This is a genomic window from Pallidibacillus pasinlerensis (assembly GCF_009996845.1).
In the GTDB taxonomy this organism is placed as follows: Bacteria; Bacillota; Bacilli; order Bacillales; family Caldibacillaceae; genus Pallidibacillus; species Pallidibacillus pasinlerensis.
Window position 1 is genome coordinate 23,180 of the sequence record NZ_JAACYS010000001.1, and the last position, 23,903, is coordinate 47,082.

Sequence of the window (23,903 nt, forward strand, 5' to 3'; positions counted from 1 at the left end):
GGGACTTAAAATGAACAAAATTCAAGCAGAAATGGCAGGAACAATTTTTCAAGTGCTTGTAAGTGAGGGGGAAAAGGTAGAAGAAGGACAAGTTGTCATTGTATTAGAATCTATGAAAATGGAGATTCCGGTTGAAAGTAATGTTTCCGGCGAGATTGAGACAATTCATGTAGCAGAGGGAGACTTTGTGAACGAAGGAGATGTATTAGTAACATTACGCTAATGTTAGGAGGTCTACAAATGGGAGAAAAGCTTTCCGTTGATTTAAGAGAAAAACGTGATACGATTTTCAAAGGAGGGCATCCTGATTATCACCAACGATTAGCAGAGAAAAATAAATTGTTTGTCCGCGATCGATTACGTTTATTGTTCGATAATGGCGAATATGAGGAAGATGGTGCTTTTGCTAATTTTGAAGAAGGGGATTTACCTGCAGATGGAGTTGTTACAGCAATCGGTAAAATTAATGGACGAGTCGTTTGTGTGATGGCAAATGATTCAACGGTTAAAGCCGGATCTTGGGGAGCGCGCACAGTAGAAAAAATTATACGTATTCAAGAAACAGCAATGAAGTTAAAGGTACCTATTTTTTATTTAGTTGACTCTGCAGGTGCGAGAATTACGGATCAAGTCGACATGTTCCCAAATCGTCGCGGAGCAGGAAGGATTTTTTACAATCAAGTAAAAATGAGTGGTATGGTTCCACAAGTTTGTATTTTATTTGGGCCTTCCGCAGCAGGTGGGGCATACATCCCTGCGTTTTGTGATATTGTCATTATGGTGGATAAAAATGCTTCAATGTATTTAGGTTCACCGCGAATGGCTGAAAAAGTCATAGGTGAAAAGGTTTCATTAGAAGAAATGGGCGGTGCAAGAATGCATTGTACCGTAAGTGGTTGTGGCGATTACTTAGCGAAAAATGAAGAAGAAGCAATTGAAATGGCTAAAAAATATATTACATATTTTCCGCAAAATTATACGGAGAAAACTGAAAAATATGAAAGTAGAAAACCGGAATCAGACGAGTCGTTAGAAAAGATTATTCCAACGAATCAAAATGTGCCGTTTAATATGTACGATTGTATTGATACTTTAGTCGATGAGGGAAGTTTTTTTGAAATTAAAAAATTATTTGCCCCAGAAATTATTACTGGACTTGCTAGAATCGATGGACAAACCGTCGGAATTATAGCTAATCAACCGAAAGTAAAAGGTGGCGTACTTTTTGTTGATTCAGCAGATAAAGCAGCGAAATTTATCATGCTCTGTGATGCTTATCATATTCCGTTAATCTTTTTAGCTGACGTACCTGGTTTTATGATTGGTACACAAGTTGAAAGACAAGGGATTATTCGTCACGGAGCGAAAATGATTGCAGCAATGAGTAATGCAACCGTACCGAAAATTTCCGTAATTGTGCGAAAAGCGTATGGAGCAGGTTTATATGCGATGGCTGGGCCAGCCTTTGAACCAGATGTTTGTATCGCTTTACCGACAGCACAAATTGCGGTTATGGGACCAGAAGCTGCAGTAAATGCCGTTTATGCACGAAAAATTAGTGAAATTGAAGATCCGAAAGAAAGGTATCAATTTATTAAAGAGAAACAGGAAGAATATAAGGATCAAATAAATATTTATAAACTAGCATCAGAACTTATTATCGATGATATTGTTGAACCGAATAATTTACGAAAAGTATTAATTGACCGATTATCAATGTATGAATCGAAAGACGTACAATTTAGCGAAAGAAAACATCCGGTGTATCCGGTGTAGGATTTATAAAGTATAGAGTGAAAATAAGGCTGTCGTTATGACAGTCTTTATTAATTTTTAAGATCGTTTCAGTGGCGTATGCGCACGGCCTCAGCCTCGTCATTGCTGCGCTTTCTCCGGGGGCTTCAGCTCATGCTTTTTACCGTCAGGACTCTGAGTTTACTTCTATAAATATGCATCGCAGGAAAAATGCCTTACATTTTTCCGAGTCGCCGCCACTTCCACTATGTTTACATTCGCTCGAAATTTTACTTTTCGGTCAATCTTATTTTTAGTAATATAGTATTCTGTAAGTTTATTTCAATGCCAATAAGCGTAGTTTTTGATAAGATGAATATAAAAGAACTAGGTGATATTTATGAAAATTGGGATTATCGGTGGTGGTTCGATTGGACTATTGTTTTCATGCTACTTAAGTAAATATCATGAAGTAACAGTTTATTGTCGAACAGACTCACAAGTAGAGCAAATTAACCGTCATGGGGTTAATTTAAAAAAGAAAAATGAACAACAAAACTTTCCGATTCAAGCTTCGGTATCTACCGCTTTAGAACCGGCAGATTTATACATAATTTGTGTAAAACAATACCATTTAAATAATGTAATTCCAGTTCTTCAACAGACGGATAAAAATGCGATACTATTATTTTTACAAAATGGAATCGGTCATTTACCTGAACTGAAAAAGCTTGCGCACGAATGTATTCTCCTAGGTGTGGTGGAACATGGGGCAATGAAGGAAGGAAATACAACTGTACGACATACTGGACAAGGACTTACACGTATTTCCGAATATAAAGGTATTGAAAATAATGTACATACAGTTCGTGAAATATTGTCAATGGAAGAATTTCCATTTGTAATAGAAGCAGATTATATGAAAATGTTAGAAAATAAATTGCTTGCCAATGCAGTCATTAATCCGCTCACTGCGATATTAAACATAAAAAACGGTGAATTATTATTTAATCCGTTTTTCAATCAGTTGTTTCAAAAATTTTTCCAAGAAGTTGCAAATGTTCTTCAAATTGTTGATCAACAAAGTGCATTACAATATTTAGAAACGATATGTAAAAATACAGCGGAAAATGAATCATCCATGTTACGAGACATAAAATTAAATAATCGCATTGAAATTGATGGGATTATTACACCGCTAATAAATAAAGCAGAGGAAAAGAATATTCAAATTCCGCTACTATATGCTGCATATGAAACGTTGAGAGGAAGAACAGGTGATAGATAAAAATGGATTCCATTTTGGCGACAATTATTTCAATTTTTATTTTCGCACTAATACTTGTTTATTTAATCATTTTTTTCATTCTTTTAGCCTTAGGGAAAACAAAGAAGATCGCAATTCGATTGTCTGCTGATTTATCAACAATCTTTTTTTTCCATTTACTTTTTAATTAAAGAAATTTGGGGTGTCTCTTTACATTTCTTTATAATACTATTTATGGTATTGTTCATCTTAATGTTTATTTGGCGATATTGGAAACGACATCATTCATTTCATTTTCCAAAAATCATAAAATACAGTTGGCATAGTTTTTTTATCGTGTCTTTAGTTAGCCATTTACTGTTATTAGTTGTTGGTGTCTTAACGAACGCCTTTATTCATTAAATTGGAACAGATACAATAATGAAATGTAACGAAAAAACAAATGAAAGGAAGTTACACTTCATGGAAGTGATTCAATTACAACTTGCTTCAAAAAATAAACTCGTAAATCAATACATGTTAAATAATGATGCATCTTTATTTCATTACCATTTTCAAAAAGAAGAGGACGTATTTTCAAGATATGACGAATTGATGAAGCGAGATTTTCCACGAAAACAGCTAGCGGAACATATTAAGAATTATATGCAGAAATTTGGCATGTCGAGTCAAATTGAACAGTCCATACAACATCTTAAAGAACAAGATAGTGTTGTTGTCATTGGTGGACAACAGGCAGGACTTTTGACAGGTCCTTTATATACAATACATAAAGTTTTTTCCATTATTCATGATGCCAAAGAAAAGAAAAAAATCTTAAATAAACCAGTTGTACCAATCTTTTGGATTGCGGGTGAAGACCATGACATTCTGGAAGTGAACCATGTTTATAAACTGAATGACGGAATGCTAAATAAGTCTACTTTTGAACAAAAACTGCGCCATAAAAAACAGATGGTCTCCAAAGTATCTTTAAATAAAGAACAGTTAATTGCCTGGATTCAAGATGTGTTTGCTAGTTTTGGAGAAACGTCCTATACAAAGGATGTATTGTCATTTATTCATGATCAAATTGATGAAGAAATGACATATACGGAATTTTTTGCGAAAATCATTAATTCCTGTTTCAAAGAATATGGTTTATTGCTAGTTGATTCAGCCCATCCTGAATTAAGAAAAATCGAACAATCCTATTTTAAGTGGATGGTTGAAAATGGTGAACTTGTAACAGATTTGTTATTGGAACAACAGCAAGAGCTTGCCAACGAAGGCTACGGGAATATGATAGATTCAGATAAAGATAATTTCCAATTATTTTACGAACAACAGGGCGAAAGAGTATTGCTTCAATATGATCGAAAAAATGAACGGGTTTATGCGGGTGAAAACTCCTTTGCGAAATCAGATTTACTTCATATGGTAGAAGAGACTCCTGAAAAATTTAGTAATAATGTGGTGACAAGACCGTTAATGCAGGAATTTTTATTCCCAACGTTATCATTTATAGCTGGACCTGGGGAAATTTCATATTGGGCTGAGTTGAAGAAAATCTTTGAATTTGCTGAAATAAAAATGCCAATCATCGTTCCACGTATAAATATCACTTATTTGGAGCGGAATATCGAATCAGATTTAAATGATTTACGACTAAACATAGAAAATGTACTAATAAATGGTGTTGAAAAAGATAAGCATAATTTTATTGAATCGTTGAAAGATAAAGCGATTGAGGAAACGGTGGAGACAGCACGTACGGAAATTTTAGCTCAATATGAAAAAGTGTATGAGAAATTGCGCGATTTTGATAAAGGGATGCTACCAATCATTGATAAAAATTCAAACTTTATAACGAATCAACTCGATTATTTGTTATTAAAAACAGAAGATGCTATTAAGCGAAAATACCACATAGTTTTAAATAAATATGATCGAATTGGAGAAGCGCTATATCCTTTCAGTGGTTTTCAAGAGCGATGTTGGAACATCTTTTATTTTCTCAATCAATATGGTCTAGAATTTATTAATGAAGTTTGTGATGAGAAATTCAGTTGTAATGGAAACCACTATGTAATCAAATTGTAATAAATTTTTGGAAAATCGGAATATTATACAATCGAAAAAACTGCCTTTATGGCAGTTTTTTTCTTGTTTTGACAGAAGGAGGCATGTTTATTACATTTTTTTAACGTAATAAAAAAAGAGTGGAACAAAGTGGGGGAATGTGGTAAATTTAGGTTAAGAAGTGGAGGGGAATAACATGTTCATGGGAGAATACCAACATAATGTTGATGCGAAAGGCAGATTAATCGTTCCTGCCAAATTTCGTGAAGACCTCGGTGATGTATTCGTTTTAACCCGAGGACTAGACCAATGTTTATTCGGTTATCCCATGGATGAATGGAAAGTAATTGAAGAAAAGATAAAATCCCTCCCAATGACGAAAAAAGACGCTCGTGCCTTTGCAAGGTTTTTCTTTTCAGGGGCAACAGAATGCGAAATTGATAAACAAGGTCGAATTAATATTCCTTCCACTTTGCGCCAATATGGAAAACTTGAAAAAGAATGCGTCGTATTAGGTGTTTCTAACCGGATTGAAATTTGGAACAAAGAAATTTGGGAAAATTACTTTGCGGAATCTGAAGAATCCTTTGCAGAAATTGCGGAAAATTTGATTGATTTTGACCTGTAAGGGAAAAATAAAGGAAGGTTATTTTCTCTTTTAATAAACAAACTTTAGATTTAGCACAAGAAAAGAAAGGAAGAACTTCCATGTTTAAACATACAACTGTTCTTTTAGAAGAAGCGGTGGAAGGATTAAATATTAATCCAGACGGCATATATGTTGATTGTACTTTAGGCGGTGCAGGGCATAGTGAGGCCATATTAAAACAGCTTTCGGATGCGGGAAAACTTTATGCCTTTGATCAAGACATGACTGCCATTGATCACGCAAAAATTAAATTAGAATCATATCAACATAAAGTTGAGCTTATTCATAACAATTTTGCATCGATTAAAGAGGAACTAAATGCACGGGGAATTACACAAGTTGATGGGGTTTTGTATGATTTAGGGGTTTCTTCACCACAATTTGACGAACCGGAACGGGGATTTAGTTATCAACATGACGCAGTTTTAGATATGCGCATGAATCAAGAAAATGAATTAACAGCAAAAACCATTGTTAATGAATGGCCATATGAAAAACTTGTCTCTATTTTTTTTCGCTACGGAGAAGAAAAGTTTTCGAAACAAATTGCTAGGAAAATAGAGCGGGAAAGAGAAAACGGCGTTATTGAAACAACAGGTCAATTAGTCGATATAATAAAGGAGTCTATTCCAGCTCCTGCACGACGAAAAGGTGGACATCCGGCTAAACGTGTTTTCCAAGCCTTACGTATTGCAGTTAATGATGAACTAAATAGTTTTGAAAATTCATTAGAACAAGCAATCGATTTGTTGAAAAAGGGTGGCAGAGTCGCTGTTATTACATTCCACTCCCTTGAAGATCGGATTGCAAAACAAACGTTCAAACAATATGCCGAAGTGCCAGAAATTTATTCAGGTTTACCATTCGTACCAGAAGAGTACCAACCAACATTAAAAATCATTACGAGAAAACCGATTGTTCCTTCAGACGAAGAATTGGAAAGAAATAATCGAGCTCATTCAGCTAAATTACGAATTGCAGAAAAATTAACGTGAAAAATGATGAGGGGGGCAAATCATGATCAATCTCGCCAAGAAGTATATTCAGCAAGAAGTTGTACAACCGCAAACAAAACCTGAACAACGTCCAAGTACGAATAAAAAAAGAATCAAAATAACGAAAGGTGAAAAATATATTTATCTCCTATTTGGTATTATTTGTTTTTGTTTGTCCTATGTAATTATTACAAACCAATCATCTATTTATAAAGTGAACAGAGAAATTGAAGCTGCTAATGTAAAAATTGATGAGCAATTAACAGAGATTGAAGATTTGCAAAGTCAAGTTGACGTATTGCTAGAATATGACAGAGTATTAAAAGTCGCGAAAGAAAAAGGGTTAAAATTACAAAATAATAATGTGAAAGGTGTACCTACACCATGAAAAAAAGAAAAAGTATGAATCGAAGAGCACTGGCATTGTTTACAATATTCAGCTTGCTCTTTTTTCTATTATCATACCGATTTTTAGTCATTCAAATAACAGGACAAGCAGAAGGGAAAGAGTTACGAGCTTATGCACAAGAAAAATACTCGAAAGAAGCTTTATTAGAAGCCTCTCGTGGTTCGATATTAGATCGTAACGGTGAACCCCTTGCGCAAGATACAGTTACGTATAAACTAATAGCTATTCTTGATTCTTCTGTTACTCCTGAAAATGCAGAAACACCGAAACATGTTGTAGACCCTGAGAAAACAGCAGATGTGTTGTCTCAATATATAGATATGGAAAAATCAGAAATATATTCCATATTAACGAAAGATGCTTTCCAAGTAGAATTCGGTAAAGCTGGTCGCGATTTTTCATATGAACAAAAAAAGCAAATTGACGCTTTGAAATTACCTGGTATTACTTTTGTTCGTGAATCAAAACGTTCTTATCCGAACGGTATTTTAGCTTCCCACTTAATTGGTTTTGCCAGTTTAGAAGACCCGAAAAATCATAAACTTGTCGGTCAAATGGGTATTGAAGCAAGTTTAAATGAGTATTTAGAAGGAAAAAACGGGAAAATCAAATACGAAAGTGACCGGTGGGGTATTATTCTTCCGACGTCAGGCGCAGTAGTTGATGAACCGGAAAATGGACATGAAGTTTATTTAACGATAGATAGAAAGATTCAAACATTCCTAGAAGAAGCAATGAATGAAGTTAATTTAGAATATGAACCCGTTGAAATGATGGGGCTTGTAGCAGATGCAAAAACAGGTGCAATTTTAGCAATGGCTCAACGCCCGACTTTTAATCCGAATACTCGTGAAGGTATTGAGGAAAATTGGCAAAACATTATAGTCGAAACGGCTTATGAACCTGGTTCAACTTTTAAATTTGTACCGATAGCAGCTGCAATTGAAGAAGGCGTTTTTAATGAAAATGAAAAGTACCTATCTGGTCAGTTTAAAGTTGAAGGCTCAAAACCGATATATGACCATAATGATGACGGTTGGGGTGAAATCACTTACGCAGAAGGAATTCAACGTTCTTCTAACGTAGCCATGGCTAATCTTGTGAAAAAAATGGGTACAGACACATTCCGTAACTACTTAGATTATTTTAAGTTTGGCATGCCTACTGGAATCGGGTTAGCGAATGAAGCTTCAGGAGTAATTCAATATCGCTGGCCGCGGGATCAATATGCTACGTCATATGGACAAGGAACAAGCGTGACCGTATTACAGATGATTCAAGCGATGACTGCAATAACAAATGAAGGTAAAATGATGAAACCATACTTAATCGAGAAAATAGTCGATGAGGATGGGAAAATTATTAAAGATAGTGAAATGAAAGTAGTAGGTTCTCCGATATCAGCGGATACGGCTAAAAAAACATTACAACTACTTGAAACGACTGTAAGTGGAGAACATGGGACTGGAAAACGATTCAACATTGATGGTTACCCTGTTGCAGGGAAAACAGGTACTGCACAAATCTATGAACCTGGTAAAGGTATCTTAACTGGTTGGAATAATTACTTATTCTCCTTTATTGGCGCAGCACCTGCTGATGACCCTGAGTTAATCGTATATGTGTTAGTAAAACAACCGCAACTTGATATTGAAAAATATGAAAGTGGTTCTGTACCTGTTTCGAAAATATTTAACTCGGTAATGAAAAATAGTTTACAATATTTAAATATTGAACCGGATGAAACGATTGAAGAAGCAGCGATTAATACAATTCCGGATTATACAGGTAAAAAAGTTGACAAAGTAATAACGGATTTATCACAACTTAAATTGACTCCAGTCGTTATTGGTAATGGAAAAAATGTTAATGCAACGATGCCTGGAGTAAATGCTAAGTTAATAGAAAATGAAAAAGTTTTGATTGTTACAGATGGTGATATGGTTATTCCTGATATGACAGGTTGGTCAAAATTAGATGTGATGAAATTTATTCAAGCGACAGGAATTGATTTTAATATAGAGGGTAACGGATTTGTTATAAGTCAAAATATTGCACCTAACTCTATCATAACGGAAGAAAGTAAATTAGAGATTCAACTACAACCCCCATTAGATCGTTTGAAGGTACAAAGTGAAGAAAAAGATAAAAAGGATTCAGAAGAGGAAAGTGAATAGATTCACTTATATTAAACACGTCCGAAATGGCGTGTTTTTCTTTTGCTTTAAAGTTGTCCGTTCTACTGAGATTTGGACATGCATATATATGGTACAGGCATGGATAGGAGGGGTTATATGCGAAAGGTTTCTCAAGTTACCGTGCGAAAAAGACTAGTAATAATCCTGTTAGCTGGATTTTTAATTTTTATAATCATTGGATTACGTTTAGCTTATGTTCAATTTGCTCTAGGGGATATGTTAACGGAAAGGGCGAAGAATTCATGGAATAGAGAAATTCCCTTTGAACCGAAACGAGGAGAAATTTTAGATCGTAACGGTATTGCCCTTGCGACAAATATAAGTTCACCGACAATTTATGTCGTACCGCGACAAGTGAAAGACCCCGCAACTACTGCTGAAAAACTAGCAAACTTTTTAAATGCAAATGTGCAAGAAGTCTACCAACAAATTACAAAGAAATCGAGTATTGAACGATTAAAGGCTGGTCGGAAAATTTCGAACGAAAAGGCAAAGCAAATAGAAGAATTGAATTTACCCGGTATTTATATCGCAGAGGATTCAAAAAGATACTATCCATTTGGTGACTACTTATCCCATGTATTAGGATTTACAGGCATTGATAACCAAGGATTGATGGGATTGGAATTATCCTATGATGAAGAGTTGGCAGGAAAAAGAGGTGCCGTTCAATTTTACTCAACAGCTAAAGGAGAACGAATGGAAAATATGCCTGATGATTACCAACCACCCGTTGATGGTCTTGATCTTGTTTTAACGATTGATTCACAAATTCAAACGATACTTGAAAGAGAATTAGACAATGCTGATGCTCAATATAATCCGGATGGCTTAATTGCTATCGCGATGGATCCGAAAACGGGTGAAATATTAGGAATGGCTTCGAGACCGAATTTTAACCCTTCTGAATTTCAACATGTAGCCCCTGAAATATATAACCGTAACTTACCGATATGGAGTACGTATGAACCTGGGTCAACGTTTAAAATTATTACATTAGCCGCTGCTCTGGAAGAGAAAAAGGTTAATCTTGAAGAAGACCAATTTTATGATTCTGGTCGAGTTAAAGTAGGCGGTAGTCAGCTCCATTGCTGGAAACGTGGAGGACATGGCTCGCAAACATTTCTGGAAGTTGTACAAAATTCTTGTAACCCTGGTTTCGTTGAACTAGGTGAACGGTTGGGAAAAGAAAAACTTTTTGAATATATTCGTGACTTTGGTTTTGGTGAAAAAACAGGGATTGACTTAGTAGGAGAAGGGACGGGAATACTATTTAAGTTAGAAAACGTAGGACCCGTTGAACTTGCCACAACCGCATTCGGCCAAGGTGTTTCTGTTACACCTATCCAACAAGTGGCCGCTGTTTCGGCAGCGATAAACGGTGGTACCCTTTACCAACCTTATGTTGTAAAAGAACTTGTAAATCCAGAAACAGAGGAAGTTGTCATGCGGAAAAGTCCCGTTGCTAAACGAAAAGTAATTTCTGAAGAAACGTCAAAAGAACTTCGTTACGCATTAGAAAGTGTCGTTGCACAAGGTACTGGTAAAAACGCTTTTGTTGATGGATATCGTGTCGGAGGGAAAACGGGAACAGCGCAAAAAGCACAAGGTGGACGTTATTTAGAAAACAACCATATCGTTTCATTTATTGGGTTCGCTCCATCAGATGATCCCCAAATTGTAGTATATGTTGCAGTTGACAACCCTAAAGGAACCGTTCAATTTGGCGGAACTGTTGCTGCCCCAATTGTAGGAAATATTATTGAAGATAGTATGCGCGTATTAAAAGTAAGTCCTCGAGAAAATCAAATAGAAAAAGAAACAACATGGCTTGATACACCTATGGTTGAGGTGCCGGATTTAATCGGACTGGAACGAAAAGAAATCGCCAATCAATTTTTCAATTTAAAAGTTGATATTAATGGAGAAGGCGACAAAATTGTAAAACAAGAACCACAACCAGGTACGAAGGTGAAAGAAGGCTCAACGATACGTATTTTCCTAGATTAATAGGAGCTTTTCGTAACGAGATAGTATTAATATGGTTTTCCATTTTAATTGTCCGATAAAACGAATATTGAAACTTTTAGAATGAAAATGGGCAACCATTTTCATTTTTTTTAGGAAAACTATTTATCATATGTAATAAAACTTTAAATTGAGTATAAACCTAAATATTTTACTTAAAGGTTACATAATTATCCGTCATTTAAAGTACAATGTTTGTGATAGGATAAGTCTATCTTTATTTAAATTACAAACACTTGTTATCAATTCTAATGGAATTTTAATGAAACAAACATAGAAAAAATAGACCGTTTACTGTACAATGGATGTTGGTTATTTTCAATAAATAGTTATTAAATAGAAATAAGCGTGTTTTAAAGAAGGAGATGTTGTAATGGAACTCCATACATTAGTAAATGTTTTACCCTTTGCAAAAATTATAAATGATAACGGTAAAATAGATATTCAGTCAATTGAACAAGATACGAGAAAAGTTACGAATAATACACTTTTCATTTGTATTGAAGGTGACAAATTTGATGGGCATAACTTTGCTCATGATGCAGTGAAAAAAGGTGCTGTTGCCGTTGTTGCAAATCGAGAAATTCCAGACTTACGTGTTCCAACTATTATTGTTAGAGATACGAAACGTGCGATGGCGATGTTAGCTGATGTGTTTTATGGACATCCGTCACAACAGCTATTTTTAATAGGTGTAACAGGTACGAATGGTAAAACTTCTGTCAGCCATATTGTAGATCACATTTTTAACGAAGCAGGAAAACAAACAGGATTAATTGGAACGTTGTACACAAAAATTGGTGAGCAAAAACTTGAAACGGTGAATACAACACCAGATAGTATTACGTTACAAAAAACTTTCCAACAAATGATTCAAAACGGAATTGACGTAGTTAGTATGGAAGTATCATCCCATGCATTAATCCAAGGTCGTACATGGGGTTGTGATTACGATGTAGCCGTATTTACGAATTTAACACAAGATCATTTAGACTATCATAAAACGATGGATGAATATAAGAAGGCAAAAAGTTTATTATTCTCTCAACTAGGTAATCAATATTCCGAAAGTCGGCCGAAGTTTGCTGTATTAAACGGGGATGATCCAGTAAGTGATGAATATAGCCGAATGACTGCAGCGAATGTCATTACTTATGGAATTGAAAGTCCGAGTGATGTTCAGGCGAAAAATATCCGCTTTACAGCAAACGGTACATCCTTTGATTTAGAAACACCGGTCGGTCATACTACAGTTGAAACGAATTTAATCGGAAAATTTAACGTATATAACGTTTTGAGTGCGATTGCCGTTGGGATTGCTGCGAATCTACCAATAGATACGATTGTTAATAGTTTACGTAGTTTTCAATCGGTACCTGGTCGATTTGAGTTAGTAAAAGCTGGCCAATCATTCCCAGTAATTGTTGATTATGCACATACACCAGATAGTTTAGAAAATGTTTTACAAACTGTGAAATCTTTATCAAAGGATGCGAATATTTTTTGCGTAGTCGGCTGTGGTGGAGATCGGGATCGTACAAAACGTCCATTAATGGCACAAGTGGCTTGCAAATATGCAACGAATCCTATCTTTACATCTGACAACCCTAGAACTGAAGATCCAAAACAAATATTAGATGATATGGTTCAAGGTGTCATAGGTTTGCAATATGAAGTTATTCAAGACCGTAAAGAGGCGATTTACCATGCAATTCAACATGCAAATAACGGTGATATCGTTGTAATTGCAGGAAAAGGCCATGAAGATTATCAAATTATTGGTGAAACAAAATATGACTTTGATGATCGCATAGTAGCAAAAGAGGCAATCGAAGCAAAGGTAGCAAATACAATCAAGAAGGAAGAACAGTAAAGGGAGGGAGTTTTTATTATGCAAGAACAAGTCATCGTATACACAATATTAACAGCATTTGCTATAACCGTTATCCTCTCCCCAATTTTTATACCTTTTCTTAGGAGATTGAAATTTGGACAAAGTATTCGGGAAGAAGGACCAAAATCACACCAAAAAAAATCCGGAACGCCAACAATGGGCGGAATTATGATATTACTTTCAATTATCGTAACGACAATTGTCATAACAAGCGTATTTTCGAAAATGACCGTCGAAGTTTATTTACTATTATTAGTTACGATTGGATTTGGAATATTAGGCTTTTTAGATGATTTTATTAAAGTAGCATTAAAACGAAATCTTGGCTTAACATCTAAGCAAAAGTTTTTAGGTCAAGTGCTTATTTCTATCATATTTTTCTTTGTTTATATTTCCTTTGACATGTCAACAGCGTTACATATTCCATTACTAGATGTTTCAATCGATTTAGGATGGTTTTATATTTTATTTATCGTCTTTTGGCTTGTCGGCTTTTCGAATGCAGTTAATTTAACGGACGGTTTAGATGGTTTAGTTTCCGGTACTGCAGCAATTGCCTTTGGTGCCTATGCAATTTTGGCATGGAATCAAGGAGATTTTGAAACAGCAATCTTTTCTGTTGCTATTGTTGGTGCTGTATTAGGTTTCTTAGTCTTTAATGCTCATCCAGCTAAAGTGTTTATGGGTGATACTGGTTCTCTAGCGCTAGGTGGTGCCATTGCGACAGTATCCATTTTAACGAATATGGAATTATTACTTGTCATTATTGGTGGAATATTTGTTATAGAGACTTTATCTGTTATTATCCAAGTGGCATCATTTAAAACAACTGGAAAACGTGTATTTAAAATGAGCCCATTACACCATCATTATGAATTAAGTGGGTGGAGTGAATGGCGTGTTGTAGTCACGTTTTGGACAGTTGGTTTACTGTTTGCAGTGTTAGGAATCTATGTTGAGGTGTGGTTATAATTGAAAACTATAACAGATTATCGCAATAAAAAAGTATTAGTTTTAGGATTAGCAAAAAGCGGTGTTAGTGCCGCCCTTCTTTTACATGAATTAGGTGCCCTTGTTACTGTAAATGATCTAAAACCTTTTTCAGAAAATCCAGAAGCACAAAGTTTATTAGAAAAAGGGATTAAGGTAATTTGTGGCGAACACCCAGAAGATTTGTTAGATGAAGGCTTTCAATTAGTCGTAAAAAATCCAGGTATTCCTTATTCCAACTTTTTAATTGAAGATGCAATTTCGAGAAAAATTCCTGTTATTACAGAAGTAGAGCTTGCTTATAAAATATCTGAAGCGGAATTCATCGGTATAACAGGGACAAACGGAAAAACGACGACAACAACGTTAATTTTTGAAATGTTAAAAGAAGGCCAAAAGAACCCGTTAATTGCCGGTAACATCGGTACAGTAGCTTCAGGTGTTGCAAAAGAAGCGACGAGTGAAAATAAAATTGTGATTGAGTTATCCTCGTTCCAATTAATGGGAATTCGCGAATTTCGCCCACATATTGCTATTATTACAAATCTTTATGAGGCACATCTTGATTATCACGGTACGAGAGAACAGTATGTTGAAGCGAAGAAAAATATTTATAAAAATCAAAGGGAAGAAGACTTCCTAATTTTAAACTTTAATCAGGAAGAATGTAGACAGCTTGCTGAGGAGACGAAGGCTACGGTCATTCCATTTTCAACGGAAGAGTATTTAGAAAACGGTGTATCAGTAAAAGATGGTTATATTTATTTCAACGGTGAAAAAGTAATTGAATATAGTAAAGTTGTGTTACCGGGTAAGTTTAATCTGGAAAATATTTTAGCGAGTGTGGCAGCAGCTAAACTGACTGGTGTTACGAATGATGCAATTGAACAAGTGTTAACTACTTTCCATGGGGTAAAACATCGTTTACAATTCGTTCGCGATATCAATGGTACTTTATTTTACAATGATTCAAAGGCAACGAATATTTTAGCGACGAGAATGGCCCTTACCTCGTTTAAACAACCAATTGTTTTACTCGCTGGGGGATTAGATCGTGGAAATGGCTTCGATGAGTTAATCCCGTATCTGGATAATGTAAAAGCGCTAATAACGTTCGGAGAGACGAAAGATAAACTTATTCAAACAGGTGAAAAAGCAGGGATAGAAAGCTTACATGCCGTCAATAATGTTGAAGAGGCTGTACCACTAGCTTACTCCTTGTCCCAACCAGGTGATGTTGTATTATTATCGCCAGCGTGTGCAAGTTGGGATCAATATAAAAATTTTGAAATACGAGGAGACATTTTTATAAATGCGGTGCATAAGCTAGTATAAAAGCTTGGACAAACTTACTAAGGAAAATAGGTTCAAGCTTTAATTTGCTTTAATGGGGTGACCTGTTTTGCCGGTAAAAAAAACGACTCCAGATTTTATTTTAGTAATTGTCATTTTATTACTATTGTCCATCGGATTAATCATGGTATATAGTGCCAGTGCCGTTTGGGCCGATTACAATTTCGACGATTCCTTTTATTTTGCAAAAAGGCAACTTTTATTTGCCGTCGTCGGACTCGTTGCGATGTTTTTCATTATGAATGTTGATTACTGGACATGGCGCAATTGGTCTAAGGTTCTATTAATTTTTTGTTTTATATTACTTATCGCTGTATTAATTCCTGGAATTGGAATTGTGCGAAATGGTTCGCGAAGTTGGATTGGTGTCGGCGCATTTTCCATCCAACCTTCTGAATTTATGAAGTTAGCGATGATTGTTTTTTTAGCTAAATTTTTATCTGCGAATCAAAGAAATATTACCCAATTTACAAAAGGATTTGTTCCAAGTCTAGCACTCGTTTTCCTAGCCTTCGGTTTAATTATGCTTCAACCGGACTTAGGAACAGGTACGGTTATGGTCGGCACTTGTATGATTATGATCTTTGTTGCAGGTGCAAAAATATCCCATTTTATTGGGCTAGGATTAGTTGGGGTTACTGGTTTTGTCGGCTTAATTTTAGCGGCCCCATATCGAATGGCTCGGATTACATCATATCTTGATCCTTGGTCTGACCCGTTAGGAACTGGATTTCAAATTATTCAATCATTGTATGCGATTGGACCAGGCGGATTGTTCGGCTTAGGACTTGGACAAAGTAGACAAAAGTTTTTCTATTTACCGGAACCACAAACAGATTTTATTTTTGCTATTCTAGCTGAAGAATTAGGGTTTATTGGCGGAGCCTTCGTTTTACTATTATTTGCTTTATTGTTATGGCGAGGCATTCGGGTTGCATTAAACGCACCAGATTTATATGGTAGCTTTTTAGCCGTCGGGATTATCTCGATGATTGCGGTTCAAGTAATGATTAATATCGGAGTTGTTACTGGATTAATCCCAGTTACCGGAATTACCCTCCCATTTTTTAGCTATGGAGGCTCATCCCTTACATTAATGCTCATGGCCGTAGGAATATTATTGAATATTAGTAGATATGCTAGGATTTAATTTAAAATTAGGGCGGAATTAGTTCCGCTCTTTTTCATGTTTAAAATTTTTATAACACCCCAGTTTCATTTTTGTAATATTATATTTACATTTCCAATACAAGGAACAAAACCCTCATACAATGTTGTATTATTAGGTTTACCAGGAGCGTTAAATACCACATCTTGCTTTTTCAAAAAAACATAAAAAATTAAAATAAAATCTGTATCATTTGTATCGGAATTGTCTGTAATCCTATGTTATAATGGGGTTATATAAAATTGGTACTAAAAGGCTATATATTATTAATCGTGAAATATTTAAAATATATTAATATAAACCTCTTGCGTAGGTGAGGTGTAAAGTTTGGCAAAAAAAGTAATATCAATCGAAGATCGAATTCCAAAATTAAAAGAGCAACGTAAGAAAAAGGCAAATCGAAGAATTGTCACCTTATTATTTTTATTTTTTATGTTAATCCTATCAATTCTTTATTTTAATTCACCATATAGTAAAATTGGTGAAATTCATGTTGAAGGAAATTATCTCGTAACGAAAGAAGAGATTATTTCACTAAGTAACTTAACCGACAAAACGGTTCTTTTTAATTTGAATAAAGCGGAAATTGCAGAACGAATTTTATCCATACCAACAATAAAAGATGTCGAAATTTCAATGCGATTTCCAAACAAAGTTACGTTAACAATAGAAGAACAAAAAATATTAGGATATTTACAAGAAAACGGAACTATTTCCCCTTTTTTAGAAAACGGAATTGTGGTTAAGCAAAATCCAACAAATGCTCCAACAATAGGTCCTGTCCTGCAAAATTTTAATGATTCAAATATCCGGAGTCTTCTAGCCGATGCGTTAAAGGAAATGCCAGAAGAAATTCGACATTCAATATCGGAAATTATTTATACCCCAAAAGAAACGGATGAATATAGTATTACTGCCTTTATGAATGATGGAAATGAGGTTCGGGCTACATTACGAACTTTTGCAGAAAAAATGAAATATTATCCTACATTCGTAAAACAATTAGATCCAGAAGATAAAGGGATAATCGATATTGAAGTAGGTGCCTTTTTTAAATCCTATCAGGCAGAAACTTCAAATTCAGATCCAAATGAAGAAAATTCACAGGAATAGTAATCTTATATTTAATAAAAAATAAAAGATGTAGTAGGCGGTCCATAATTCTACACAATTTAATTTAATAAAATTTAACATAAATAGTTTTTTATTTTGCAATCAAATTCCATCTTGTATTTATTTTTGTGTAATTAGGGATCGCCTGTAACAGTAATTTTATAAAGAAAGTGTCGATGAAGTTGAAAAAAAATCGAATTGTTTTTGCTCTTGTTTTTTTAGTACTCGGCTTTATGATTAGTTACTCTTATCAATTAACAAAAAATAATGCAAATCAAGTAACAATTAATGATCGTGAATGGGAAAGAAACATTCAATTACGAAATCAATTAAATGATTTAGAAGAAAAAAATACTCGTTTACAAGAAGAGCTTTTTGAAAAACAGAAAACGTTATTTGAATTAGAAGAAAGTATTGTTGAAGATGAAAAGCTTCTCGCTCATTTAGCTGAAGAAGTTGAAGAGTTACGTATGGTACTTGGTAAAGTGGCAGTTCAAGGGGAAGGGATAGAAGTTACGTTAGACGATGGTACATTCGATCCTAAAGCTGGTGATATAAATAGTTTCCTCGTTCATGAGCACCATGTTTTAAATGTTGTTAATGAATTGTACATATCTGGTGCTGAAGCTATAGCAATTAATGGGAAACGATTAACTAGTAATTCCTATATAGAATGTACTGGACCTGTCATAACTGTCGATGGCGAACAGTTTCCTGCTCCCTTTGTTATCAGTGCGATAGGCGATGCTGATACTTTAGTAAAAGCGATAAATATACAAGGTGGTGTAAAAGACCAACTCGTAAATGATAATATCGTTTTTAAGTTAGAAAAAAAGGATAAAATTGTTATGAAAACTATACTTGGTAAAAACGATTCGTAATTGACGATAGAAAGTTTGATGGAAATGATAACGATAAACAAGAAAGGTTTCATTTTTATTTGTTTTTTATTTGGAGTAATGTTAGCAATCCAAATTAACTCATTAAAGAAAGAAGAAACTGTTGAGTCACAAGATACTTGGGAATTAAGGCAAAAATTGACAGAAGCAATGAAAACTGAATCAAACATATTAAAAGAAATACAGGAAGTAGATGAACGGCTTGCTCAATATGAAACAAAAAATGCCCAGTCAGGAAGAAGTATACTGCAAGATACTTTAAATGACCTACGATTAGAAGCGGGGTTGGAGGAATTGGAAGGTCCAGGTATTATAATAACCGTTTCTAAAGCAGATGAATTTATTAACGCCGGTGACTCTAATCCATATATATCGCCATCTGTATTACGGAAACTAATGAATGAATTAAATCGTTATGGTGCTAAAGCGATTTCTATTGCTGACCAGCGGATAATTACATATTCTACAATACGCTACATTGAAGGGGAGACGAAAGTTGACGGTTTTCCATTAAAAAATTTTCCGATGCAAATAAAAGTAGTAACAGAAGATGAAGAATCTGCGGAAAAGTTGTATAATTATATGCAAGTTTCGACAATTTCTGATGACTTTTTTATTGATCGATTTAATATATCAATTTCGGAACCGAAACAAAGTATAACGATTCCTGCCTACAATGGTGATTTTCATATTAAATCGATGGAGATTGTAAATTAGAAGGGGATAGATATTTAGAATGTGGCTCCCTATATTGAGTTTAATTATTGGTTTAAGTCTCGGAATATTAACAGATTTGGAAATACCGAATCAATATTCAGATTACCTTTCCATTGCTATACTAGCTGCATTAGACACATTAGTTGGTGGTATTCGAGCACAATTGCAAAATTTATATGACGAAAAGATATTTGTAACGGGTTTTTTCACAAATATTATTTTAGCAGCAAGTTTAGCTTTCCTCGGCGTCCAGATTGGTGTAGACTTGTATTTAGCGGCAGTTTTTGCATTTGGAGTAAGGTTATTCCAAAATATTGCCGTCATAAGAAGAATTTTAATTACAAAGTGGTCATTTCCGAGAAAAAGTGAAAAAAGAACGATAAAATAAAAGGAAAAACCATTGAAAAAAGCGAATATTTCTAGTGCTATTATTTTTTCGTTTACTGTTTTTGAAAAATACGTTTTAATAAATGTATATGCATTTTTTAAACATAATTTCGTTCATTTTTTTATTGGAAAATTATATTAAAAACATTTATATTGTTGTTCACACGAAATATGTGGGAAAAAGGAGGTGCCATAGATGAACAGCAATGCGATCTATGTAAGTTTAGACATCGGTACATCCAATGTGAAGATAATTATCGGTGAGATGGTAAATAAATCCTTAAATGTAATTGGCGTTGGAAATGTGAAGTCCGAAGGCTTGAAAAAAGGTGCCATTATCGATATTGATAAAACTGTTCAATCTATTAAACGGGCGAAAGAACAGGCTGAACGAATGATCGATATGGAGATAAACCAAGTGATTGTAGGTATACCTGCACAAAATATCTCTCTCATCGATTGTCATGGAGTTGTTGCCGTTAGTAGTGAGAATCGAGAAATTACGGATGAAGATGTCTATCGAGTAATTGATGCGGCTCAGGTAATATCAATACCGCCTGATCGAGAAATTATAAATATTATTAGAAAGCAATTTATTGTCGATACACAAGATGAAATAAATGATCCAAGAGGAATGATTGGTGTACGTCTAGAAATGGAAGGTTCATTAGTAATAGGACCACGTACATTTTTACTTAATATACTTCGTTGCGTAGAAAAGGCGGGACTCGAGATAGTTGACATTGTTCTTCAGCCTTTAGCAACCGGAGAAGTTGCTTTATCTTCTGATGAAAAATACTTAGGTTCAGCACTTATTGAAATCGGAGGAGGTTCCACTACCGTTACCGTATTTGAAGATGGTTTTATTAAAGGTACAGCTATGTTACCTATTGGTGGTGACCAAATTACTAAGGACATTTCCATTGTACTTAGAACTTCGACGGAAGATGCTGAAGCTGTAAAAATCAAATATGGCCAAGCATTATATGATTTAGCATCAGAAGATGAAACATTTACAGTACAAATAATTGGCAGTAATGAAAAACAAGAATACAATCAACAATTCCTTGCCGAAATTATCGAAGCAAGATTAGTAGAATTATTAGAGCTTGTTGCCTATGAAATTCAAAAAATGGGCATTGAAGAATTACCAGGAGGATTTGTATTAACTGGTGGTACTGCAAGCATGCAAGGTCTACCTGAGTTAGCACAAGCGATTTTCCAAAATCGTGTACGGGTAGCGATCCCAGATTATATTGGAGTGCGTGAGCCCCAATATACAACTGCAGTTGGAATTATAAAATATGCTTATGAGAATGCTAGATTACAAGGAAAAGAAACTGAAACCGCCGTTGTACCAGTTGAGCAAAAGGAACGTAAAACGGCAAAACCACAAGCAAAAGTTAACAACAACAATAATAAAGAACCACAACAAGATGGGAAGTTTTCAAAAATGAAAAAGTTCCTAGGCTCTTTTTTTGAATAGAAAATAATAGGAATAAGGAATTAGGAGGATTTTTGCATGTTGGAATTTGAATCACAAATCGACCAATTAGCGACAATAAAAGTAATTGGTGTCGGTGGCGGCGGAAATAATGCAGTAAATCGAATGATTGAGCATGGAGTTCAAGGGGTTGAATTTATTGCCGTCAATACTGATGCTCAAGCTTTAAATTTATCGAAAGCTGATATAAAAATTCAAATCGGTGCAAAACTTACGAAAGGATTAGGTGCCGGTGCTAATCCTGAAGTAGGTAAAAAAGCTGCTGAAGAAAGTAAAGAACAAATTGAAGAAGTAGTTAAAGGTGCAGATATGGTTTTCGTTACCGCAGGAATGGGTGGCGGTACTGGTACGGGTGCAGCACCTGTAATTGCGAAAATTGCAAAAGAACTTGGTGCACTAACTGTCGGAGTAGTTACACGTCCATTTTCTTTTGAAGGTAAAAGACGTCAAACATACGCAGCAAACGGTATCACTACAATGAAAGATTCTGTTGATACTTTAATTGTTATTCCGAACGACCGACTATTAGAAATCGTCGATAAAAGTACACCGATGTTAGAAGCGTTTAAAGAAGCTGACAATGTATTACGTCAAGGTGTACAAGGAATTTCCGATTTAATCGCAGTACCAGGTCTAATTAACCTTGACTTCGCTGACGTGAAAACGATTATGTCCAATAAAGGTTCAGCACTTATGGGAATCGGAATTGCTTCTGGAGAAAATCGAGCGGCTGAAGCAGCGAAAAAAGCAATTAATAGTCCATTGTTAGAGACATCTATCGATGGTGCCCAAGGTGTCATCATGAATATTACAGGTGGCGTTAACTTAAGTTTATTTGAAGTACAAGAAGCAGCTGAAATTGTTTCTTCTGCGTCTGACGAAGAAGTTAACATGATCTTTGGTTCTGTAATTAATGAAAACTTGAAAGATGAAATCGTTGTTACGGTCATTGCTACTGGATTTAATGAGGATTCAAATCAAAATAAACAACCTCAAACTCGTCCTAATGTTAAACAAGCTAAAACAACGACTTCAACACAAAGTCAAAGTCAAAACCAAAGCCAAACACAACAAAGAAGAGAACAACCAGTTAATGAACAACCTCAATATCAGGAACCTGCAAGGGAAACAAATGTGGACTATCAGGAAGATATGTTAGATATCCCAGCATTCCTTCGTAACCGTAATAAACGCAGACTATAAAATGGAAAAGATTACCCATGTGTAAGAAAAATTTCTTTCGGTGGGTAATCTTTTTATGTTTCACTAAAAACTCCCAATGAAATAATTACCCCATAATATCGCTAGTAACCTTTTACTCTACAAAACTTGCTAAAGTTACTATGGAAAGTAACATTAATCTTCAAGAAAACGAAACTACAGTAAAATATGTTCTAAATCCTTTTCTTTAAGTTCTGTATATATCCACAATTCCCATTCGTTTTTCCACGACAAAATAATGGTTTTTTCCTGAAAACTTCCTACATTTCCATGACATAAAGCGACACACTTTTGAATAAAATCAGAATATACTTATGGATAAGAATAGGAGATTAAATAATAGTCTATCCAATCCAACTTAAAATTAATAATAAGGGGTATACTCTGTTGACCGTGTATTTAGATATTATCTGGATACTTAATTTTTTATTTGATAGTCTTTTGCTTTTTTTAACTGGATTAATATTAAAAAGAAGAACCAAAAAATGGCGCGTTTTTCTCGGTGGATTTTTTGGTTCATTAATTATTTTTGCACCTTTTACACCCTTTGCAATATTAACATCTTCATTTTTTAAAATTTTCATTTCAATTTTGATGGTTATTGTAGCCTTTGGCTTTAAGCGAATGAAATACTTTTTTGCGAACTTATCAATTTTTTATCTCGTAACATTTGCAATGGGAGGTGCAATGATTGGTGTTCATTATTTGTTGAATTTTGATTACGATCTTGCAAATGCCCTCTTTTTAACTCATATTCAAGGTTTTGGAGATCCGATTAGTTGGTTGTTCGTTATTCTCGGTTTTCCTGTGCTTTGGTATTTTTCAAAAAATACGTTCGATCGGTTTGAAAATCATAAAATTCAATCTGATCAGCTCATTGACTTAGAGGTATTCATATTTGATAAATCCGTTCGTTTACGAGGATTGGTAGATAGTGGTAACCAATTGTATGATCCGCTTACGAGAAGACCGGTGATGATTGTTTCCTTAAAAAAAATGACTAATCTTCTTCCGAAAGAAATAATCCCGATTTTTAATAATGTTAATCAATTGTGGAACGAGAGCAATGAAGTCCCAAATGAGTGGGGGAATCGTCTATCCGTTGTCCCATATCGCGTTGTTGGTAAAGACCATCAACTGATTGTTACATTTCGACCTGATAAGGTTATGTTCATGCAAAATGAGGAGAAATTTCAAACAGACAAATTATTAATTGGGTTAGTGAATCAAAAACTCTCTAGTGATGACACATTCGATAGCATTATCCATCCTAAAATTCTTACTAGTGCAAAAGGTCAACAAGTATCTTAAAAATA

21 protein-coding genes are annotated in these 23,903 nt (G+C 34.8%); all 21 read left to right on the top strand.

The features are described 5' to 3' along the window. The first annotated feature begins 10 nt into the window (after positions 1–10). On the top strand, positions 11–223 hold the full coding sequence (locus GW534_RS00130) for an acetyl-CoA carboxylase biotin carboxyl carrier protein subunit (RefSeq protein WP_161919018.1): 213 nt from the start codon (positions 11–13) through the stop codon (positions 221–223). 17 nt (positions 224–240) lie between these two features. Continuing rightward, complete coding sequence (locus GW534_RS00135; protein WP_202630772.1) at positions 241–1,776, top strand: acyl-CoA carboxylase subunit beta; 1,536 nt, start codon at positions 241–243, stop codon at positions 1,774–1,776. Between the two features lie 358 nt (positions 1,777–2,134). Further along, positions 2,135–3,022 (top strand): 2-dehydropantoate 2-reductase, encoded by an 888-nt coding sequence (locus GW534_RS00140; RefSeq protein WP_161919020.1) that lies wholly within the window; start codon positions 2,135–2,137, stop codon positions 3,020–3,022. A 153-nt stretch (positions 3,023–3,175) separates the two neighbouring features. Further along, a complete protein-coding gene (locus tag GW534_RS16870) occupies positions 3,176–3,403 on the top strand; it encodes a DUF3397 family protein (RefSeq protein ID WP_407670421.1) in 228 nt (75 codons plus the stop codon). A gap of 60 nt (positions 3,404–3,463) precedes the next feature. Next, entirely contained in the window at positions 3,464–5,083 is a 1,620-nt protein-coding gene (gene bshC, locus GW534_RS00150; RefSeq protein ID WP_161919021.1) for a bacillithiol biosynthesis cysteine-adding enzyme BshC, read from the top strand. A 175-nt stretch (positions 5,084–5,258) separates the two neighbouring features. Next, positions 5,259–5,690 carry a division/cell wall cluster transcriptional repressor MraZ gene (mraZ, locus tag GW534_RS00155; RefSeq protein WP_161919022.1) on the top strand — a complete coding sequence of 144 codons (432 nt, stop codon included), beginning with the start codon at positions 5,259–5,261 and terminating at the stop codon, positions 5,688–5,690. Positions 5,691–5,770: 80 nt separating this feature from the next. Beyond that, the gene (gene rsmH, locus GW534_RS00160) at positions 5,771–6,706 is read left to right on the top strand and encodes a 16S rRNA (cytosine(1402)-N(4))-methyltransferase RsmH (RefSeq protein ID WP_161919023.1); all 936 of its coding nucleotides are present in this window, start codon (positions 5,771–5,773) and stop codon (positions 6,704–6,706) included. Positions 6,707–6,728: 22 nt separating this feature from the next. Next, positions 6,729–7,094 carry a cell division protein FtsL gene (gene ftsL, locus GW534_RS00165; protein WP_161919024.1) on the top strand — a complete coding sequence of 122 codons (366 nt, stop codon included), beginning with the start codon at positions 6,729–6,731 and terminating at the stop codon, positions 7,092–7,094. Next, positions 7,091–9,292: a penicillin-binding protein gene (locus GW534_RS00170; RefSeq protein ID WP_161919025.1), complete on the top strand. Its 2,202-nt coding sequence runs from the start codon at positions 7,091–7,093 to the stop codon at positions 9,290–9,292. Before ftsL ends, GW534_RS00170 begins: the two co-directional genes overlap by 4 nt. A 117-nt stretch (positions 9,293–9,409) precedes the next feature. Continuing rightward, positions 9,410–11,323, top strand: coding sequence for a stage V sporulation protein D (locus GW534_RS00175; protein WP_161919026.1), 1,914 nt, complete (start codon positions 9,410–9,412; stop codon positions 11,321–11,323). A gap of 391 nt (positions 11,324–11,714) precedes the next feature. After that, complete coding sequence (locus GW534_RS00180) at positions 11,715–13,214, top strand: UDP-N-acetylmuramoyl-L-alanyl-D-glutamate--2,6-diaminopimelate ligase (protein WP_161919027.1); 1,500 nt, start codon at positions 11,715–11,717, stop codon at positions 13,212–13,214. Positions 13,215–13,232: 18 nt separating this feature from the next. After that, entirely contained in the window at positions 13,233–14,207 is a 975-nt protein-coding gene (gene mraY / locus GW534_RS00185) for a phospho-N-acetylmuramoyl-pentapeptide-transferase (RefSeq protein WP_161919028.1), read from the top strand. Next, positions 14,208–15,560 (top strand): UDP-N-acetylmuramoyl-L-alanine--D-glutamate ligase, encoded by a 1,353-nt coding sequence (gene murD, locus GW534_RS00190; RefSeq protein WP_161919029.1) that lies wholly within the window; start codon positions 14,208–14,210, stop codon positions 15,558–15,560. Positions 15,561–15,627: 67 nt separating this feature from the next. Next, complete coding sequence (spoVE, locus tag GW534_RS00195; protein WP_161919030.1) at positions 15,628–16,728, top strand: stage V sporulation protein E; 1,101 nt, start codon at positions 15,628–15,630, stop codon at positions 16,726–16,728. A gap of 345 nt (positions 16,729–17,073) precedes the next feature. Beyond that, entirely contained in the window at positions 17,074–17,859 is a 786-nt protein-coding gene (locus tag GW534_RS00200; RefSeq protein ID WP_161919031.1) for a cell division protein FtsQ/DivIB, read from the top strand. 176 nt (positions 17,860–18,035) lie between these two features. Next, positions 18,036–18,740 carry a DUF881 domain-containing protein gene (locus tag GW534_RS00205; RefSeq protein WP_161919032.1) on the top strand — a complete coding sequence of 235 codons (705 nt, stop codon included), beginning with the start codon at positions 18,036–18,038 and terminating at the stop codon, positions 18,738–18,740. Positions 18,741–18,818: 78 nt separating this feature from the next. Beyond that, complete coding sequence (locus GW534_RS00210) at positions 18,819–19,475, top strand: DUF881 domain-containing protein (protein WP_161919033.1); 657 nt, start codon at positions 18,819–18,821, stop codon at positions 19,473–19,475. A gap of 19 nt (positions 19,476–19,494) precedes the next feature. Beyond that, entirely contained in the window at positions 19,495–19,863 is a 369-nt protein-coding gene (locus tag GW534_RS00215; protein ID WP_161919034.1) for a small basic family protein, read from the top strand. 195 nt (positions 19,864–20,058) lie between these two features. Continuing rightward, positions 20,059–21,348 (top strand): cell division protein FtsA, encoded by a 1,290-nt coding sequence (gene ftsA, locus GW534_RS00220; RefSeq protein WP_161919035.1) that lies wholly within the window; start codon positions 20,059–20,061, stop codon positions 21,346–21,348. A gap of 36 nt (positions 21,349–21,384) precedes the next feature. After that, complete coding sequence (gene ftsZ, locus GW534_RS00225) at positions 21,385–22,569, top strand: cell division protein FtsZ (RefSeq protein ID WP_161919036.1); 1,185 nt, start codon at positions 21,385–21,387, stop codon at positions 22,567–22,569. Positions 22,570–22,980: 411 nt separating this feature from the next. Further along, positions 22,981–23,898: a sigma-E processing peptidase SpoIIGA gene (gene spoIIGA, locus GW534_RS00230; protein ID WP_312854608.1), complete on the top strand. Its 918-nt coding sequence runs from the start codon at positions 22,981–22,983 to the stop codon at positions 23,896–23,898. The last annotated feature ends 5 nt before the right edge of the window (positions 23,899–23,903 follow it).

What these genes read in the sequence shown, in the direction of transcription:
- GW534_RS00210 (WP_161919033.1), top strand. Translation starts at nt 18,819, where the DNA reads ATGTTAGCAATCCAAATTAACTCATTAAAGAAAGAAGAAACTGTTGAG.
- mraY (WP_161919028.1), top strand. Translation starts at nt 13,233, where the DNA reads ATGCAAGAACAAGTCATCGTATACACAATATTAACAGCATTTGCTATA.
- GW534_RS00130 (WP_161919018.1), top strand. Translation starts at nt 11, where the DNA reads ATGAACAAAATTCAAGCAGAAATGGCAGGAACAATTTTTCAAGTGCTT.
- rsmH (WP_161919023.1), top strand. Translation starts at nt 5,771, where the DNA reads ATGTTTAAACATACAACTGTTCTTTTAGAAGAAGCGGTGGAAGGATTA.
- ftsA (WP_161919035.1), top strand. Translation starts at nt 20,059, where the DNA reads ATGAACAGCAATGCGATCTATGTAAGTTTAGACATCGGTACATCCAAT.
- GW534_RS00205 (WP_161919032.1), top strand. Translation starts at nt 18,036, where the DNA reads ATGAAGTTGAAAAAAAATCGAATTGTTTTTGCTCTTGTTTTTTTAGTA.
- ftsL (WP_161919024.1), top strand. Translation starts at nt 6,729, where the DNA reads ATGATCAATCTCGCCAAGAAGTATATTCAGCAAGAAGTTGTACAACCG.
- GW534_RS00215 (WP_161919034.1), top strand. Translation starts at nt 19,495, where the DNA reads ATGTGGCTCCCTATATTGAGTTTAATTATTGGTTTAAGTCTCGGAATA.
- ftsZ (WP_161919036.1), top strand. Translation starts at nt 21,385, where the DNA reads ATGTTGGAATTTGAATCACAAATCGACCAATTAGCGACAATAAAAGTA.
- mraZ (WP_161919022.1), top strand. Translation starts at nt 5,259, where the DNA reads ATGTTCATGGGAGAATACCAACATAATGTTGATGCGAAAGGCAGATTA.
- bshC (WP_161919021.1), top strand. Translation starts at nt 3,464, where the DNA reads ATGGAAGTGATTCAATTACAACTTGCTTCAAAAAATAAACTCGTAAAT.
- GW534_RS00180 (WP_161919027.1), top strand. Translation starts at nt 11,715, where the DNA reads ATGGAACTCCATACATTAGTAAATGTTTTACCCTTTGCAAAAATTATA.
- GW534_RS00170 (WP_161919025.1), top strand. Translation starts at nt 7,091, where the DNA reads ATGAAAAAAAGAAAAAGTATGAATCGAAGAGCACTGGCATTGTTTACA.
- GW534_RS00135 (WP_202630772.1), top strand. Translation starts at nt 241, where the DNA reads ATGGGAGAAAAGCTTTCCGTTGATTTAAGAGAAAAACGTGATACGATT.
- GW534_RS00140 (WP_161919020.1), top strand. Translation starts at nt 2,135, where the DNA reads ATGAAAATTGGGATTATCGGTGGTGGTTCGATTGGACTATTGTTTTCA.
- GW534_RS00175 (WP_161919026.1), top strand. Translation starts at nt 9,410, where the DNA reads ATGCGAAAGGTTTCTCAAGTTACCGTGCGAAAAAGACTAGTAATAATC.